We start from the raw sequence: 16,679 nt of genomic DNA, 5'->3' as shown, positions 1-16,679 counted from the left end.
TTCAACATTATGCAGAGTATAAAAAATAGTTCTGGGAAGCTTGTTTGCCGCATTGATTCAAGTCAGAAAATTGTTGAAATAGTACATAAAGGTATACGTACTGTCATTCGCTTCCTAGATGATGGAACCTATGAAGTCAAAAATAATGAAGTCATAAAGATAGCTTAAGTTAACCCGAAATAATCCGCAGAGCCGCTGGACGGACAGGATGAACACTTTGAAAGTGCTTCCTGCCCGTCTTTTTTTCTGCTCTGCGGATAAAAGAAAACCGGCTCCTGCGGATTTTTCAAAGCCAAATTTTGAAAACCAAAGGAGTCAAATTATGAAAAGAGCGTACAAAACAAGTAAAAAGAAGAGAACTAACTACATTTATTACACTGCTGAAGGAACAAAGATTGTGATTACCCCAGGTGAAGATGGAGTCACCGAAGCTGATATCGAGCTTTTACATACTATGGATGATGACGAAGTGGACGAGCAGCGCCGGTACGATTATCGAGTGACAACACATCTGGATGCTTATCATGATGGTGAAGAGGAAGCGGCAAATGACCGCAATAAGTATCTTGCAGATGATACTACGAATCCTGAACATCTAATTACCCAAGCAGAAGATGAAGCTCAGCATCAAAATATGTTGGACAAGTTAACCAAGGCAATGGAGTGTCTTTTACCTCAGCAAAAAGAACTCTTCAAAAAAGTGTACCTTGAGAAAAGATCCAACACTGATATAGCAGCAGAAGAAGGTGTCACAGAAGCGGCTATTCGCGGTCGCCTTAAGAAGCTTCAAGAACGACTTAGAAAAATTCTATCCTAATAGGGTTCGCAAGGACCCGTTATAAAAAATCTTTTCTCAAAAGGGGGTTCGAAAGAACTCTCTTTTTCGCTTATCGGTGAGGGGCAGATGAATCGCCCCCGGAAAGGAGATGGAATATGAGCCTTAAACACAAAGTTACTATCAATGTGGCAAGGCCCGGTGGCGAAAGAAGTTCAGTAATTCAAAGCAGTCGGAAGACAATCCGAACGAGAATGCTTGATTTCCTATTTGGAAAGAAAGTTAGTCTGCTAGTAATTACTCCCGGCGACTCAGTTGAGACGGTAGAAATTAAGGAAATCAAGGAAGGAGGTGTAGGCCATGAGTAAGGTTAAGCTTCTTCTCGATGTGGTGTCAGATCTTAGATCGTTGGCAGATAGTGTTCAGGCTGTAGCTGATGCAATAGCAAGTAATGGTCCTAATGAGGGTACAAAGCCAGAGCAACCAAAGCCTGAAAAACAGCCTGAAGAAAAGCAGATCACTTTAGAAGAAGTAAGGGCAGTACTTGCGGAAAAAAGCCATGACGGATTTACAGCTGAAGTAAGAGCACTTCTAGAAAAGTATGGTGCATCAAAACTCAGCCAGATTGATCCAAGTAAGTATGCTGCACTGCTTGCAGATGCGGAGGGATTGAAATGAGTAAACATGCAATTCTCTCTGCATCTGGAGCTCATCGCTGGATGAACTGTACACCATCGGCAAGGTTGGAGCTGGAGTTTGATGACAACAGCGGTGAAGCTGCAGCTGAAGGCACAGCTGCCCATGCGTTAAGTGAACATAAACTCCGCAAGGCGCTTAAGATGAGATCAAAAAAGCCGGTTTCTCCATATGACTCAGATGAGATGGATAATTACACCGATGGATATGTAGAGTATGTGCTTGAAGTGATTGAGCAAGCCAAGCAGACATGTAGTGACCCCTTAATCTTGATAGAACAGCGGCTTGATTTTTCAAAGTATGTTCCTGATGGCTTTGGGACCGGGGATTGTGTAATTATCGCTGACGGAACTCTTCACATTATTGATTTTAAGTATGGTCAGGGTGTCTTAGTCAGCGCAGAGGACAATCCTCAAATGAAACTATATGCCCTTGGTGCACTAGGTCTCTTTGATGGTATTTATGACATCGAGATGGTTTCAATGACAATTTATCAACCTCGTCGTGAAAATATCAGCACGTCCACAGTCTCAAAAGAAAGCTTGTATCGATGGGCTGAAGAAGTTTTGAAACCTAAAGCTGAACTGGCCTTCGCTGGTGACGGAAACTATTGCCCCGGAGAGTGGTGTCAATTTTGTCGGGCTGCAGTGAAATGTCGAGCAAGAGCAGAAGCGAAAATGAAACTGGCTACATTTGAGTTTGCGCTACCGCCACTTTTATCAGATGAAGAAATTGCTGAGATTCTATCTTCTATCGGTGATCTCACCAGATGGACAAATGAGATTATAGCCTATGCGACAGATGCAGCAGTTAATCATGGAAAGAAGTGGCCCGGCTTTAAAGTAGTCGAAGGCCGTTCCAACCGTAAATACAAAGATGAAGAAGCGGTCGCAGAAGCGGCAAAGAATGCAGGTTATCGCGACATATACAAGCAAAGTCTCATCACTATTACTGAAATGGAGAAATTGATGGGCAAGACAAAATTTAATGAAGTCCTTGGTGGACTAATTATGAAGCCACCAGGCAAACCGACGCTAGTACCAGTTTCAGACAAGCGTCCTGAAATGAACACATCATCAGCAAAAAATGATTTTATGGAGGTATAATACTATGTCAAAAACAGTAAAAAGAACGAACCCAACGAAAGTAATCACAGGAGTTGTACGACTCTCTTATGCCAATGTCTGGGAACCTAAATCTATCAATGGCGGTACTGAAAAATACAGTGTGAGCCTGATTATCCCTAAGAGTGATACTAAAACCTTAAGCGCTATCAACGAAGCAGTGAATGCCGCCATAGAGGAAGGTAAAGGTAAATTCGGTGGGAAGATTCCCAATAAAGCAGTTCTCAAGCTCCCTCTGCGTGATGGCGACATTGATCGTCCGGATGATGAGGCTTATGCCAACAGCTATTTTATCAATGCCAACAGCAATACTGCTCCACAAATTGTAGACAGAAACGTCAATCCAATCCTTGATCGTTCAGAAGTGTACTCCGGTGTCTATGCAAGAGTGAGTATCAACTTCTACGCCTTTAACTCCAATGGAAATAAGGGTATAGCGTGTGGCCTTGGAAACATTCAAAAAATCCGCGATGGTGAGCCTTTAGGCGGTAGAACCAATGCAGCTGATGACTTTGCCACTGACGTGGATGACGACTTTTTATCATGAGAACCCTCAGCATAGATATAGAAACATATAGTAGCGTAGACATCGCCAAAAGCGGGGTCTATCGTTACGCTGAAGCACCGGATTTTCAAATCCTACTTTTGGGCTACAGTGTGGATGGTGGTCCTGTACAGGTAGTTGATTTGGCATGTGGCGAAAAGATCCCACAAGAAATCCAGAATGCAGTTCTAGATAGCCAGATTATAAAGTGGGCATTTAATGCTCAATTTGAACGAATCTGCTTGTCTCGTCATTTTGGTGTCTGGCTTGAGCCTGCTTCATGGCGTTGTACGATGGTGTGGTCTGCCTACCTAGGACTTCCTCTATCGCTAGAAGGAGCGGCTCTTGTAACAGGAGCTGATAAGAAAAAGCTGACTGAGGGTAAGGAACTCATAAGATATTTCTCAGTTCCCTGCAAAGCGACTCAGTCTAATGGAGGCCGAACTCGCAATCTACCGGAGCATGCTTTAGAAAAGTGGGAGAGTTTCAAAGCATATAATCTACGAGACGTTGAAGTTGAACTTTCTATACAGGAAAAGCTTCAGAAATTTCCTATGCCTGATGAGGAATGGAATAACTATATTCTAGATCAGCAAATCAATGATCGAGGTATTCAGTTGGATTTGGAATTGGTAAAAAAAGCGATTCAATGTGATGAAAAAGTGAGAGAAGAGCTAACAAGCAGACTAAAAGACCTAACTGATCTTGATAATCCTAATTCAGTTGTTCAAATGAAATCCTGGCTATCAGAAAATGGTCTGGAAACGGATAGTCTTGATAAGGCGGCGGTTAAGGCACTATTAAAGGAAGCTCCAGATCACCTGAGTGAAGTGCTGGAACTAAGGCAACTGCTAGCAAAGTCCAGTGTAAAGAAATACACCGCTATGGAAAATGCTGTATGCACTGACGGAAGAGCTCGGGGACTACTACAATTCTACGGTGCTAATCGAACCGGTAGATTTGCAGGAAGGCTTATACAAGTTCAAAATCTCCCTCAGAACCATTTGTCGGATCTGGAACAGGCACGTCGCTTGGTTAGAGGTGGGCATTTTGATGCCTTGGAAATATTGTATGACTCTATTCCGGGAGTTTTGTCTGAATTAATTCGAACCGCTTTTGTGCCAAAGAAAGGATATAAGTTTATCGTTGCTGACTTTAGTGCAATAGAGGCTAGAGTTATTGCTTGGATTGCAGGCGAGACATGGAGAAATGAAGTGTTTGCTACTCATGGCAAGATTTATGAAGCATCTGCTTCCCAGATGTTTAAAGTCTCCTTAGAAGAAGTCACAAAAGGTAGTCCTCTCAGACAAAAAGGAAAAATTGCGGAGCTGGCCTTAGGTTATGGTGGTTCTGTAGGTGCATTAAAAGCAATGGGTGCACTTGACATGGGTCTTACCGAAGAAGAGTTAAAACCTTTGGTCTATGCATGGCGAAATGCAAATCCTAATATTGTACGACTTTGGTGGGATGTTGATCGTGCTGTCAAAGAAGCTGTAACAGAAAGGTGCAGAACCGAAACTCATCGCACCCGTTTTGAGTATCGTAGCGGGATGCTATTAATATGGCTTCCTTCTGGCAGACAACTTACTTATGTTAAACCAAGAATAGGTATTAACAGCTTTGGCAGTGAAGCAGTGACTTATGAAGGAGTTGGTGCCACAAAGAAATGGGAGCGCATTGAAAGTTATGGTCCTAAGTTTGTCGAGAATATTGTGCAAGCTATTTCAAGAGATATTCTTTGCTGTGCCATGAGAAAGCTTGATGAAAAAGGTTTTGATATTGTAATGCATGTCCATGATGAGGTAGTTTTAGAAGTCCCTTTAGAAGTAACCGTTACTGATATATGTACTCTAATGAATCAGACGCCAACTTGGGCTCAAGGACTTTTACTTCGCGCAGATGGATACGAATGCAATTTTTATAAAAAAGATTAATTTGAGGGGGTTCGAAACCTCCTCTTTTTTTGCTTATAGCTGAGGGCATGTCTTATTGCTCTACTACAATAAGCAGGAGGTTCAATATGAACAAAATAACTTTATTCAACTATGAAGGCAACACAGTAAGAACAGTAATGAAGGATGGAAATCCTTGGTGGGTTCTAAAAGATGTGTGTTCGGTACTAGACATTGGAAACAGTCGTGATGTTATGGCTCGTTTGGACAGTGATGAAAAGGGAGTCGATATTATCGACACCCCTGGAGGAAAACAGGAAGTATCTATTATCAATGAAAGTGGTCTTTATAGCGTGATATTGGTTTCTCGAAAGCCAGAAGCTAAAAAGTTTAAGCGCTGGGTAACCCATGAGGTGCTTCCTTCAATCAGAAGGCATGGCCTTTATGCTACAGATGAGTTACTTGCTAATCCAGACTTTTTGATTCAGGCACTACAGGAGCTTAAAGCGGAAAGAGCTAAAAATGCTGAGTTAACTACTACCATTAGCATTCAAGAACAGCAAATTGCAGAAATGAAACCTAAAGCAAGTTATTACGATGTGGTACTTAACTGTAAGGATGCGGTGTCTATCACAACAATCGCCAAGGATTATGGAAAGTCTGGTCGCTGGTTCAATGAATATCTACATGATCTTGGCGTTCAGTTCCGTCAAGGGAAGATTTGGCTTCTATATCAAAAGTACGCTCAACATGGATATACGACGACAAAAACCCATACTTACCTTGAAAATGATGGGACGATGCATTCAAAGGTTCATACTTACTGGACTCAGAAAGGACGCTTGTTCATTTATGAGCTTCTTAAGGATCATGGCATTTTACCATTGATTGAACAAGAGTCCGAATTCGAGGAGATGTAACTTATGGATAGATATAACGCTGAAGGCTATCCAGATCCAACTGCAGCAGAAGCCTTGGAAAATATCATGCGTGAAGAAAAAGCAAAAAACTATAAACCTTGCGTTTTTATTTGTTCTCCTTTTGCTGGAGACATAGAAAAAAATCTGAATAAAGCTAGAGAATACCTGAAGTTTGCAGTGAAGCAAGGAACCATTCCTTTTGCTCCTCATCTGCTATACCCTCAAGTGCTAGATGATGGCGATCCTGAACAAAGAAAACTAGGACTATACTTTGGCATGGTATGGCTTAGAAAGTGTGATGAGCTGTGGGTATTTGGTCGCTATATCTCAAAAGGGATGCAAGCAGAGATAAATAAAGCATCGAAGCATCGTATACCTATCCGGTATTTTTCTAAAAACTGCGAGGAGGTGCAGAAGCTATGAAGATAGCGGTTGGTAACAGCCGTATGGATAAAAAGTGGAAGAACAAAGATATCACATGGGAGGACTTTATCTCACGAGTTAAATCTACCATACGAACAACAGAAACTGTATCTGAGTTCCGAAAAATGAGTCGCGCTCAACAGGACTCAATAAAAGATGTAGGAGGATTTGTGGGAGGAGGCCTTCGTGAAGGAAAACGCAGAAATGGTTATGTCCTCTCCCGTTCCCTTCTGACTTTAGATATGGATTATGCCAAACCAGGGGTTTGGGAGCAAATTGAAGCGTTACATGATTTCAAATGCTGCATCTATTCTACACATAAACATACATCAGATGCACCGCGATTAAGACTTATTATTCCACTTAAAAGAGAAGTAACAGAGGATGAATACCCAGCCCTTGGTCGGATGGTTGCAAAGGAGATTGGGATTGATTTATTCGATGACACCACTTATGAACCTTCAAGACTCATGTATTGGCCTTCTACACCGTCAGATGGAGAGTTTGTATTTAAAGAGAAAGACGATGAACTATTGGACCCAGATATCTATCTATCAAAATATGTAGACTGGAGGGATACTTCCATGTGGCCAGTCTCAAGTCGACAATCTGAGGTTGTACAAAGGAAAATAACTAAACAAGCAGATCCATTAATTAAAGTAGGGGTTATAGGAGCATTTTGCAGAGCCTATACCATTGAAGAAGCCATCGAAGAATTTCTACCTGATGTATATGAACCTAGTACCATGAATGGACGATTTGATTATATTCCAGCAGATTCTTCAGCAGGCTTGGTAATCTATGATGGTAAATTTGCTTATAGCCATCATGCTACCGATCCAGCATGTGGAATGTTGCTAAACGCATTTGATTTGGTCCGAGTGCATAAGTTTCGGGAACTAGATGAAAAGGTGACAGAAAATACACCGCCAAGTAAACTACCTTCATTTAGAGCCATGACAGATTTGGCATTAGAGGATGAACGGGTAAAAGAGCAGTTTGCTGAAGAACGAAAGGCTCAGGCTGAAAAAGAGTTTATTGATGAAGATTGGGAAAAGCAGCTGGAGATTGATAAGACAGGAACGGTTAAAAATACTCTTAGAAATTTGATTTTGATACTTGAAAATGATCCCAACCTAAAAAGCATAGTGTTTAATCAGCTATCTGATAGTCTCGAAATTAAAGGTGATGTTCCTTGGCCGCATCCATCGAAATTCTGGAGAGATGCAGATGATGCACAGCTAATCAGCTACATTGACACCCACTACGGAACCTTTTCTGCAAGAAACTATGATGTAGCGGTAGCGAAGGTCGCTGACGATAGATCTTATCATCCGATTCGGGAATTTATTGAGGCTCTTCCTGAGTGGGATAAGGTAGCTAGAGTAGATACCTTGCTAATCGATTATCTAGGTGCATCAGATAATCCATATATTCGAGCTGTGACAAGAAAAACTTTATGTGCAGCGATTTCTCGTGTACTGACTCCAGGCATCAAGTTTGATTCCATGCTGGTTTTAAATGGCCCGCAGGGAGTTGGAAAAAGTACTCTTATAGCCAAGTTAGGTGGAGACTGGTTTTCTGATAGTTTGAGCTTGTCAGATACCAAGGATAAGACCGCCGCAGAAAAGTTACAAGGTTACTGGATTTTAGAAATTGGAGAGCTGGCTGGACTAAAAAAAGCAGAAGTAGAAACACTTAGAAGCTTCTTATCTCGCCAGAATGATATTTATCGAGCTAGCTTTGGCAAGAGAGCTACTCCTCACTTAAGACAATGTGTCTTTTTTGGCACCACTAATGCTGAAAAAGGCTATTTACGGGATACCACAGGAAACCGTCGTTTTTGGCCGGTAAAAACCCCGGGAAATGGTACAAAAAAGTCATGGCAGTTAGAGCAAGATGAAATTTTGCAGATATGGGCTGAAGTTCTTACTTATGTGAAAGACGGAGAAAAATTGTACCTTGATGCCAGTCTTGAGAAGCTTGCAAAAGAAGAACAGCGGGAAGCTATGGAATCCGATGAGCGTGAAGGTCTGGTACGAGAGTACCTTGACATGCTATTACCTGAAGATTGGGACACCATGGATTTATATGAACGTAGGGCATATATCAATGGAACTGAGTTTGGTGAAAGCAAGAGAGTTGGTGTTTGGAAACGAAAATCGGTTTCTAATATGGAAATTTGGTGTGAGTGCTTTGGGAAGGATCGAGCCAACCTGCGAAGGGTGGATGGTAATGAAATATCGGCGATTATGGCAAGTATTGGAGGATGGACAGGTCTCGTGAAAAAAGAACGAATCCCGCTTTATGGACCACAATGGGTTTATGTTCCCAAAGAATAATTTAGTTTGGAACACATGGAACAATTTTTTCTCGGGAACAGATTTCACCTGTTCCGGTGAAACAAAAACAGTCTTTTGGGACATCCCATCGGAACAGGCGGCAGCCCCTTGTAAAGTAGGCTACTCTATAACCTCCGTTCCATTGTTCCAATAATTATTATTAAAAATAATCCTAAAGACAAAAAGAAGAAATTACCTGCAGACGCGTATATACGCGCGTATAGAGACTTTTTGGATTTAGGGAACATGGAGGAACTATGAGAGAGAAATTGATAGAACAAAAACTGATAAAAGCAGTAAAAGATATAGGCGGCATTGCACTAAAAATTGTATCACCAGGTTTTGATGGAATACCAGACAGATTGATTCTGTTACCTAATAGAAAGATAGCTTTTGTAGAGGTAAAAGCACCAGGTAAAACTTTACGGCCTCTACAGGAAAAGCGAAAAAGACAGTTAGAAGCACTTGGGTTTTTGGTATTCTGCCTTGATAACTTAGAACAGATTGGAGGGATACTTCGTGAAATACAAGCCTCATGAATATCAGGTTTATGCCACTGAGTATATCCTCAATCATCCTATAGCAGCAGTGCTCTTAGATATGGGATTAGGTAAGAGTGTCATAACATTAACCGCTATATTTGATTTAACATTAGATAGTTTTCTTGTTCGTAAGGTTCTGGTTATTGCACCACTTCGAGTTGCCAGAGATACATGGCCTGCAGAGATTGAAAAGTGGGATCACTTAAAGGGTCTTAAATACACCGTAGCAGTGGGGTCGGAGGCTCAGAGAAAAACAGCCCTTATGAAAAGAGCTCAAGTTTACATTATCAATCGAGAAAATGTGGAATGGTTAATTGCAAGAAGTGGAATTCCATTTGATTTTGATATGGTGGTAATTGATGAGCTGTCCTCTTTCAAATCGCATCAAGCCAAGAGATTTAAAAGTTTAATGAAAGTTAGGCCAAAGGTTAATAGGATAGTGGGACTTACTGGAACCCCATCCTCCAATGGATTGATGGATTTGTGGGCACAGTATCGCTTATTAGATATGGGACAGCGATTAGGTAGGTTTATTGGCAGATATCGAGAGGATTATTTTGTACCAGATAAGCGTAATCAACAAGTGATCTTTTCCTACAAGCCAAAACCGGGAGCGGAAGAAGCAATTTATAGGCTAATATCTGATATCACTATTAGCATGAAAGGGGCAGATTACCTGAAGCTGCCTGAGCTGGTTATAAACGAAGTAGATGTAAAGCTTTCTGAAAAAGAAATGAAAATCCTAGACATTATGAAGCGTGATTTAATTACAACGGTTAAAGGTGAGGAAATTACTGCAGCCAATGCAGCAGCTCTTTCGGGAAAACTACTGCAAATTGCCAACGGAGCAGTCTATGATGATCAAGGTACAGTACTTCATATACATGACCGTAAGCTGGATGCACTGGAAGACTTAATCGAAGCTGCTAATGGCAAGCCAGTTCTAATTGCTTATTGGTTTAAGCATGATTTGTCACGAATACAAAAGCGCTTTGAGGTTGAGGTGTTATCCACTAGCGATTCTATTAAGAGGTGGAATGATGGAGAAATCTCTATTGCAGCCATCCATCCAGCATCAGCAGGACATGGACTGAACTTGCAAGCTGGAGGTTCAACTCTTGTATGGTTTGGTCTAACTTGGAGCCTAGAGCTTTATCAGCAAACCAACGCCCGTCTTTGGCGGCAAGGACAAAAAGAAACGGTAGTGATTCATCACTTGATTTCCAAAGGCACCATTGATGAACGTGTAATGAAAGCCCTAAATGATAAAAACAATACTCAATCCGCACTGATAGATGCGGTTAAAGCCACACTAAAGGAGGTCTGATAAAATGAACATTGTCTGGCAATATTTAGATAAAAGAGCAGCGGCAATTAACGCCCTAAAAGATTACAGCAGTATGAAGTACATCATAGAACATACCGATGAGGACATTGCAACCCTCAACGAAGAAATGAGTTCCCCAGCTTCTCCAGTTATCAATGGCATGCCATCGACCCATGATCCAAAAGCTGGAGAGAAAAGGCTCATTGCCTGCATCAATGAAATTGATGTATTGAAAGAACGTTATCGTCAAGCACTGGAATACATGGACTGGTTTCAACCGGCATGGGATGCTTTAACAGAAGATGAGCAGTATGTGTTAAAGGAGTTTTATTTGGATGATGAACAAAAGCAGATTGATGCAGTGTATAACATTTGTGATCACTTCAATATTGAACGTTCTTCTGCATACAACAAAAAGAATCGAGCGCTTCAGCATCTTGCGCTACTACTCTATGGAAAGTAATGAGTAATATCATGGACGATTTTATTAGAAATCCATAATACAATGGTATTGTGAAAAATTGTAGAGAGCCTTCGTGGAAATACCGCGGGGGCTTTTTGCATGTCCAAAGGAGGTACGAAATGCCAAAGAAACCAAAACGACCATGTTCTTCTCCTGGTTGTCCGGAACTGACAGATGGACGTTTTTGTCCGGAGCATGCCAAAAAGGAAGCTTCTCGTTATGAAAAATATCAGAGAGATCCTGAAACGAGGAAGCGTTACGGTCGTGCATGGAAAAGAATACGTGACCGTTACATTGCAGTCCATCCACTATGTGAAGAGTGTAAAAGACAAGGAAAGCTGACACCAGCAACTGAAGTGCATCATATCCTCCCCTTGGCACGAGGTGGGACACACGATGAAAGCAACCTAATGGCTCTTTGTACTCCTTGTCACTCTGCTATCACAGCAAGAGATGGAGACCGTTGGGGAACCCGGTAGGGGGATTTAAATCTCTACAGCTTTTTAAACGGTCAACGGGCGTGGGGCTTCGTGCAAAAAGTCGCAGTTTCAAACGGGGTAATACCCCCTTAATAAGAAATGAGGTGAGTTAATGGCCAAAGATGGTACAAATCGAGGTGGTGCCCGTATTGGATCTGGTCAGAAAAAGAAAGCACTTATAGATAAAATTGCTGAGGGAAATCCCGGAAAAAGAAAATTGGAAGTTATTGAATTTAAAAATACCGCAGAACTTCAAGGGCAGGAGATGCCACAGCCAAGGGCTATGCTTTCATCAGTACAAAAGGATGGTAAAAACTTAGTAGCTAGCGAAATTTATGAGCTTACGTGGAAATGGCTTGAGGAGCGAGGGTGTGCACATCTAGTTCTACCACAGCTATTAGAAAGATATGCCATGAGTGCTGCTAGGTGGATACAGTGTGAGGAAGCAATAAGTGAGTTTGGTTTTCTTGCTAAGCATCCAACTACTGGCAACGCTATCCAAAGTCCATACGTTTCCATGAGCCATAATTTTATGAGTCAAACCAACAGACTCTGGATGGAAATATATCAGATTGTTCGTGAAAACTGTGCGACAGAGTATTCCGGTACAAATCCACAGGATGATGTGATGGAACGACTGTTGACTGCCCGTAGAGGTAAATAATAAGGAGATGTGAGATGAGTAAGAGATATTTAACAGCAGAAAGTGTATGTGCAGGACATCCTGATAAACTGTGCGATATTATTGCTGATAATATTTTGGATGAATGCCTTAGAAGAGATAAAGCGTCACGCGTAGCGTGTGAGGTTATGGCTACTAAAGGGAAAATTATCGTGGCGGGCGAGATCTCCTGCAGCGAGAAAATTGATATCAGAAGCATTGTTAAGAATGTGCTAAAAGAACTAGGTTATAACCCTTTGAAATTTTTAATTTATGTATATGTACACAATCAGAGTTCTGATATTGCAGCTGGTGTGAATACTGCACTAGAAGCACGAAATGGTATAAACGAACAATATGGTTCCATCGGCGCTGGTGATCAAGGTACTATGTATGGTTATGCCACAAAAGAAACCAGAGAAATGCTTCCCCTTCCCCTTGTCTTATCTCATCGAATTGTAAAGAGACTAGATGAGGCAAGGATAGGTAAACTTATTAAAGGTATCCTTCCCGATGGAAAAGCACAGGTGACCATTGAGTATAATGATGATGTTCCAGTGAGAGTTAAGACCATTGTAGTGTCAGTTCAGCATGAAAAGAATAAAACTCAGGAAGAGTTAAAATCAGATATTCTAAATAATGTGTTATGGCAGTGTTTTGAGGATTTCCCTTTTGATGATGAAACAGAAATTCTTATTAATCCATCTGGACAGTTTGTATTAGGGGGGCCTGCTGCAGATACAGGTTTAACTGGAAGAAAGATTATGGTGGACACTTATGGTGGACTTGCATCACATGGTGGCGGAGCACTTTGTGGGAAAGATCCGACCAAAGTTGACCGAAGCGGAGCTTACATGGCTAGGTATATTGCTAAACATATTGCGTGGTGTGATTTGGCAGAGAAATGTGAAGTGGCTATTTCCTATGCCATTGGCAAGGCAAATCCTGTAGCTTTTTCTATAAATACTTTTGGAACAGGAAAAGTTTCTGATGAAGTTCTAACCATTGCTGCTCAAGAAGTATTTAATTTGAGGCCTGCAGCAATTATAGAAAAGTTGCGACTTAGAAACATTCATTACTCTGACACAGCAGTCTATGGTCACTTTAACAGTTGCCTCTTCCCTTGGGAGAATGTTAATAAATATAGCGAACTAAAAGAGGCGGTGGAAAAATATGCAGATTGAGAAAATTAAAACGAAACTGCTGATCCCTGCTGATTATAATCCTAGAAAGGATTTAAAACCGGGTGATCCAGAGTACGAAAAGTTAAAATGCTCACTTGAGGAGTTTGGCTATGTTGAACCAGTTATTTGGAATAGAACCACAGGCAGAGTAGTTGGTGGCCATCAGCGGTTGAAAATCCTACTGAACATGGGGATGGAAGAAGTGGATTGCGTAGTTGTTGAGATGAATGAGGAAAAGGAAAAAGCCCTCAATATTGCATTGAACAAAATAAATGGAGATTGGGATAGGGAGAAACTAGCACTTCTCATTACAGACTTAAATGCTGCAGACTTTGATGTATCGCTGACAGGCTTTGACCCCGAAGAACTAGATGATCTTTTCAAGGATACGATGAAAGAAAAAATAAAAGAAGATGATTTTGATGTGGACAGCGAGCTGAATAAGCCCGCTGTTTCGCGTTTAGGAGATGTATGGATACTTGGTAAGCACAGACTGGTATGTGGAGACAGCACAAAAAAAGAAACATATAACATTTTAATGGAAGGAAAGGTCGCCAATCTGGTGGTAACTGATCCCCCATACAATGTCAACTATGAAGGAACCGCTGGGAAAATCAAAAATGATAATATGGCCAATGACGCATTTTATCAATTTTTATTAGATGCCTTTAAGAATATCGAATCGGTATTGGCATCAGATGGAAGTATATATGTTTTCCATGCTGATACAGAAGGACTTAATTTTAGAAAAGCCTTTGTTGACGCAGGCTTTTATCTTTCCGGTACTTGTATTTGGAAGAAACAGTCATTGGTTCTTGGAAGATCCCCTTATCAGTGGCAGCATGAACCGGTGCTATTCGGTTGGAAAAAGAAGGGAAAGCATCTCTGGTATTCAGACCGTAAGCAATCAACCATTTGGGAATTTGATAAGCCGAAAAAGAATGCAGATCATCCGACTATGAAGCCCATTGCTCTAATTGCTTACCCCATTATGAACTCCAGCCTTACCAATAGCATCGTGCTTGATCCTTTTGGAGGTTCTGGCTCTACGCTGATTGCCTGTGAGCAGACCGATAGAATTTGCTATACCATCGAGCTGGATGAAAAGTACTGTGATGTTATTGTGAAGCGTTACATTGAGCAGGTTGGAACAGATAAAGATGTCTATGTTATTCGTGAAAAAGAGAAGATTCCATTTAACGTGGCAGCCACATCTTCTAATGAATTAGATTGATAGAGCAAGTTTTAAATTCATTTTTGCACAGAAATAACTTGCTATTGTGTAGCGTTAGAGTGATATATGGTACTACCAAATAAGAAAGGTGGTATGTAGGATGAAAATTGAATTTAATCGTACTGGTGGTGAGAGAAAGGCCCTCGTTACTGCGATTGGAGAAGTACTAGGTGAAAAGCCTGAATACAAAGGCGCACCAACATTTATTTATCAAATAGGCAGATTTGAAGTGGATAAGGAAGGTGCTCTTATTTTTGATGAGGGTGTTGTGGGCGAAAAAGCGGTCAAACTGCTTGATGAACTTAATAGTCGAGGATTTACTTATGTGAAACCAGAAGGCCTGGGACAGGGGCTTACAGATAATACAGATTTGTTGGTAATTGAAATACCTAAGGAAAACTTCACCGACATTGCCTTAGGTAACTTGGAAAAGATTCTGGAAAGCAAAGGAGATCTCATTAAAAAAGCCCTTGGAGTAGAGGAATTACCTATTGAGCAAACAGAGGAAACTCTACGATTCCCTTGGTTTTCCTTTGATGAAGATGCTGAGAAAGTTAAAGCTTACACGCATTTCATTACAGCCCTTTGTGATATGGCAAAAAAACAGAAGAGAATCACTGCCACAGCTAAGGAAGTGGATAATGAAAAGTATGCCTTTCGTTGTTTTCTGTTAAGGTTAGGATTTATCGGTGAAGAATACAAGGCCGCAAGAAAGATACTCCTTTCCAAACTGAACGGAAGTTCTGCATTTAAAAGTGTAGTTGCTAAGCAGGAGGAGGTAGATGGAATTTGAAAACCATTAACCCTAATGTCTTAGAACAACTCAGAAGTATCTATAGGCCTGGAACACGAGTGGTTTTAGTAAAGATGAATGATCCCTATACCAAACTGGAACCTGGGACAAGAGGAACTGTCATTAGTGTAGATGATATTGGAACCATCCATGTGAATTGGGACTCTGGAAGCTCATTAGGTATTGTATATGGCGAGGATTCCTGCAGAAGGATTGAAGAATAAAGCACACGTTTTATCCTGAAAAAGTAAAAAAAAACTGTGTAAATTATGCTCCTTATATCGAATAATTGTATTGCTATTTAACCCTTTTAGAGTGATATATGTACATGCCGAAAGGATAAACACACTTTAAAAGGAGTGAGGTACGATGTTAAGTGCAAAATTCGGAATCGAAATTGAGTTTACAGGAATTACAAGAGAAAAAGCGGCCAGAGTTGCTGCAGAGTTTTTGCAAGGCAATTACAGTGATGGTGGGACTTACTACGACACCAAAAAGGTAAAAGCGCTAGATGGGCGCGTGTGGAAGTTTATGTATGATGGGAGCATCAAGTGTCAAAGAAAAGAAGGCAGAAGAAAAGTAGCTGCAGGTAAAGATTATAGCGTAGAAATGGTTAGCCCAATTCTAACCTACCGGGAGGACATTGAAACTTTGCAGGAGCTAGTAAGAAAACTTCGCAAAGCTGGAGCCTTTACAAATTCCGCGTGTGGAATTCATATTCATTTAGATGGCTCCAACCATACACCAAGAAGCATCCGAAACTTTGTAAATATTATTGCAAGTAAAAACGATCTTTTTTATAAAGCACTACAGATTGCACCAGAGCGAATGCGCTACTGCAAGAAGATGGATAGCATTTTAGTTGATAAGATGAACCACAAAAGGCCAACGACCATGAGACAGATTGAGGACATTTGGTACGAAGGCTATAGCGAAAGCAGAGGTATACATTACCATAATAGTAGATACCATTTCCTTAATCTACATAGCTTTTTTACCGGAAATCATACGGTTGAGCTAAGAGGCTTTAACAGTGAGCTGCACGCAGGCAAGATAAGAAGCTACATTGTTCTTGCCTTGGCTTTAAACAACCAAGCTTTGACACAAAAATTTGCCTCTGCAAAGAAGCCTCAAGTAGAAAATGAAAAGTTTGCCATGAGAACCTATCTAAACCGTATTGGGTTTATAGGAGAAGAGTTCAAAAACTGCAGAGAACATTTAACAGCAGCGCTTTCAGGTTCTGCAGCTTGGCGGTTTCGGGCGGCCTGAACTGCACCTAA

General features: G+C 41.0%; 19 protein-coding genes. All 19 read left to right on the top strand.

Features of this window, described 5'->3' with window-relative positions:
• The first annotated feature begins 9 nt into the window (after nucleotides 1-9).
• The 19 genes from I6U51_RS11925 to I6U51_RS11835 all read left to right on the top strand — a co-directional run bounded on the left by I6U51_RS11925 (nucleotide 10) and on the right by I6U51_RS11835 (nucleotide 16,668).
• Nucleotides 10-168 carry a hypothetical protein gene (locus tag I6U51_RS11925; RefSeq protein WP_200888058.1) on the top strand — a complete coding sequence of 53 codons (159 nt, stop codon included), beginning with the start codon at nucleotides 10-12 and terminating at the stop codon, nucleotides 166-168.
• Between the two features lie 55 nt (nucleotides 169-223).
• The gene (locus I6U51_RS11920; protein ID WP_343069643.1) at nucleotides 224-817 is read left to right on the top strand and encodes an RNA polymerase sigma factor; all 594 of its coding nucleotides are present in this window, start codon (nucleotides 224-226) and stop codon (nucleotides 815-817) included.
• A 318-nt stretch (nucleotides 818-1,135) separates the two neighbouring features.
• Nucleotides 1,136-1,453: an rRNA biogenesis protein rrp5 gene (locus I6U51_RS11915; RefSeq protein ID WP_042679889.1), complete on the top strand. Its 318-nt coding sequence runs from the start codon at nucleotides 1,136-1,138 to the stop codon at nucleotides 1,451-1,453.
• The gene (locus tag I6U51_RS11910) at nucleotides 1,450-2,577 is read left to right on the top strand and encodes a DUF2800 domain-containing protein (protein ID WP_211142832.1); all 1,128 of its coding nucleotides are present in this window, start codon (nucleotides 1,450-1,452) and stop codon (nucleotides 2,575-2,577) included. The genes I6U51_RS11915 and I6U51_RS11910 overlap by 4 nt, the downstream gene beginning before the upstream one ends.
• A 4-nt stretch (nucleotides 2,578-2,581) precedes the next feature.
• Nucleotides 2,582-3,142 (top strand): DUF2815 family protein, encoded by a 561-nt coding sequence (locus I6U51_RS11905; RefSeq protein ID WP_042679885.1) that lies wholly within the window; start codon nucleotides 2,582-2,584, stop codon nucleotides 3,140-3,142.
• Complete coding sequence (locus I6U51_RS11900) at nucleotides 3,139-5,073, top strand: DNA polymerase (protein WP_211142831.1); 1,935 nt, start codon at nucleotides 3,139-3,141, stop codon at nucleotides 5,071-5,073. The genes I6U51_RS11905 and I6U51_RS11900 overlap by 4 nt, the downstream gene beginning before the upstream one ends.
• A gap of 86 nt (nucleotides 5,074-5,159) precedes the next feature.
• The gene (locus I6U51_RS11895; protein ID WP_211142830.1) at nucleotides 5,160-5,951 is read left to right on the top strand and encodes a phage antirepressor; all 792 of its coding nucleotides are present in this window, start codon (nucleotides 5,160-5,162) and stop codon (nucleotides 5,949-5,951) included.
• Between the two features lie 3 nt (nucleotides 5,952-5,954).
• The gene (locus I6U51_RS11890; RefSeq protein WP_211142829.1) at nucleotides 5,955-6,374 is read left to right on the top strand and encodes a DUF7768 domain-containing protein; all 420 of its coding nucleotides are present in this window, start codon (nucleotides 5,955-5,957) and stop codon (nucleotides 6,372-6,374) included.
• On the top strand, nucleotides 6,371-8,716 hold the full coding sequence (locus I6U51_RS11885; RefSeq protein ID WP_211142828.1) for a virulence-associated E family protein: 2,346 nt from the start codon (nucleotides 6,371-6,373) through the stop codon (nucleotides 8,714-8,716). The genes I6U51_RS11890 and I6U51_RS11885 overlap by 4 nt, the downstream gene beginning before the upstream one ends.
• A gap of 257 nt (nucleotides 8,717-8,973) precedes the next feature.
• Complete coding sequence (locus tag I6U51_RS11880; protein ID WP_211142827.1) at nucleotides 8,974-9,255, top strand: VRR-NUC domain-containing protein; 282 nt, start codon at nucleotides 8,974-8,976, stop codon at nucleotides 9,253-9,255.
• Nucleotides 9,236-10,585: an SNF2-related protein gene (locus tag I6U51_RS11875; RefSeq protein WP_211142826.1), complete on the top strand. Its 1,350-nt coding sequence runs from the start codon at nucleotides 9,236-9,238 to the stop codon at nucleotides 10,583-10,585. The genes I6U51_RS11880 and I6U51_RS11875 overlap by 20 nt, the downstream gene beginning before the upstream one ends.
• A 4-nt stretch (nucleotides 10,586-10,589) precedes the next feature.
• Entirely contained in the window at nucleotides 10,590-11,048 is a 459-nt protein-coding gene (locus I6U51_RS11870) for an ArpU family phage packaging/lysis transcriptional regulator (protein WP_009052901.1), read from the top strand.
• A gap of 119 nt (nucleotides 11,049-11,167) precedes the next feature.
• Complete coding sequence (locus I6U51_RS11865; RefSeq protein ID WP_211142825.1) at nucleotides 11,168-11,527, top strand: HNH endonuclease; 360 nt, start codon at nucleotides 11,168-11,170, stop codon at nucleotides 11,525-11,527.
• A gap of 112 nt (nucleotides 11,528-11,639) precedes the next feature.
• Nucleotides 11,640-12,191, top strand: a complete 552-nt coding sequence (locus tag I6U51_RS11860) for a P27 family phage terminase small subunit (RefSeq protein WP_211142824.1) — start codon at nucleotides 11,640-11,642, stop codon at nucleotides 12,189-12,191.
• 14 nt (nucleotides 12,192-12,205) lie between these two features.
• On the top strand, nucleotides 12,206-13,372 hold the full coding sequence (gene metK / locus I6U51_RS11855) for a methionine adenosyltransferase (RefSeq protein WP_211142823.1): 1,167 nt from the start codon (nucleotides 12,206-12,208) through the stop codon (nucleotides 13,370-13,372).
• The gene (locus tag I6U51_RS11850) at nucleotides 13,362-14,606 is read left to right on the top strand and encodes a site-specific DNA-methyltransferase (RefSeq protein ID WP_211142822.1); all 1,245 of its coding nucleotides are present in this window, start codon (nucleotides 13,362-13,364) and stop codon (nucleotides 14,604-14,606) included. Before metK ends, I6U51_RS11850 begins: the two co-directional genes overlap by 11 nt.
• A 100-nt stretch (nucleotides 14,607-14,706) precedes the next feature.
• Nucleotides 14,707-15,399, top strand: a complete 693-nt coding sequence (locus tag I6U51_RS11845; RefSeq protein WP_211142821.1) for a virulence protein — start codon at nucleotides 14,707-14,709, stop codon at nucleotides 15,397-15,399.
• Nucleotides 15,396-15,623 carry a DUF4314 domain-containing protein gene (locus tag I6U51_RS11840; protein ID WP_039652078.1) on the top strand — a complete coding sequence of 76 codons (228 nt, stop codon included), beginning with the start codon at nucleotides 15,396-15,398 and terminating at the stop codon, nucleotides 15,621-15,623. Before I6U51_RS11845 ends, I6U51_RS11840 begins: the two co-directional genes overlap by 4 nt.
• A gap of 145 nt (nucleotides 15,624-15,768) precedes the next feature.
• Nucleotides 15,769-16,668, top strand: a complete 900-nt coding sequence (locus tag I6U51_RS11835) for an amidoligase family protein (protein WP_211142820.1) — start codon at nucleotides 15,769-15,771, stop codon at nucleotides 16,666-16,668.
• Nucleotides 16,669-16,679 lie beyond the last annotated feature (11 nt).

The organism is Clostridium aciditolerans (assembly GCF_016316925.1).
GTDB lineage: Bacteria > Bacillota > Clostridia > Clostridiales > Clostridiaceae > Clostridium_AM > Clostridium_AM aciditolerans.
This window is presented reverse-complemented; position numbering and strand designations above follow the sequence as displayed.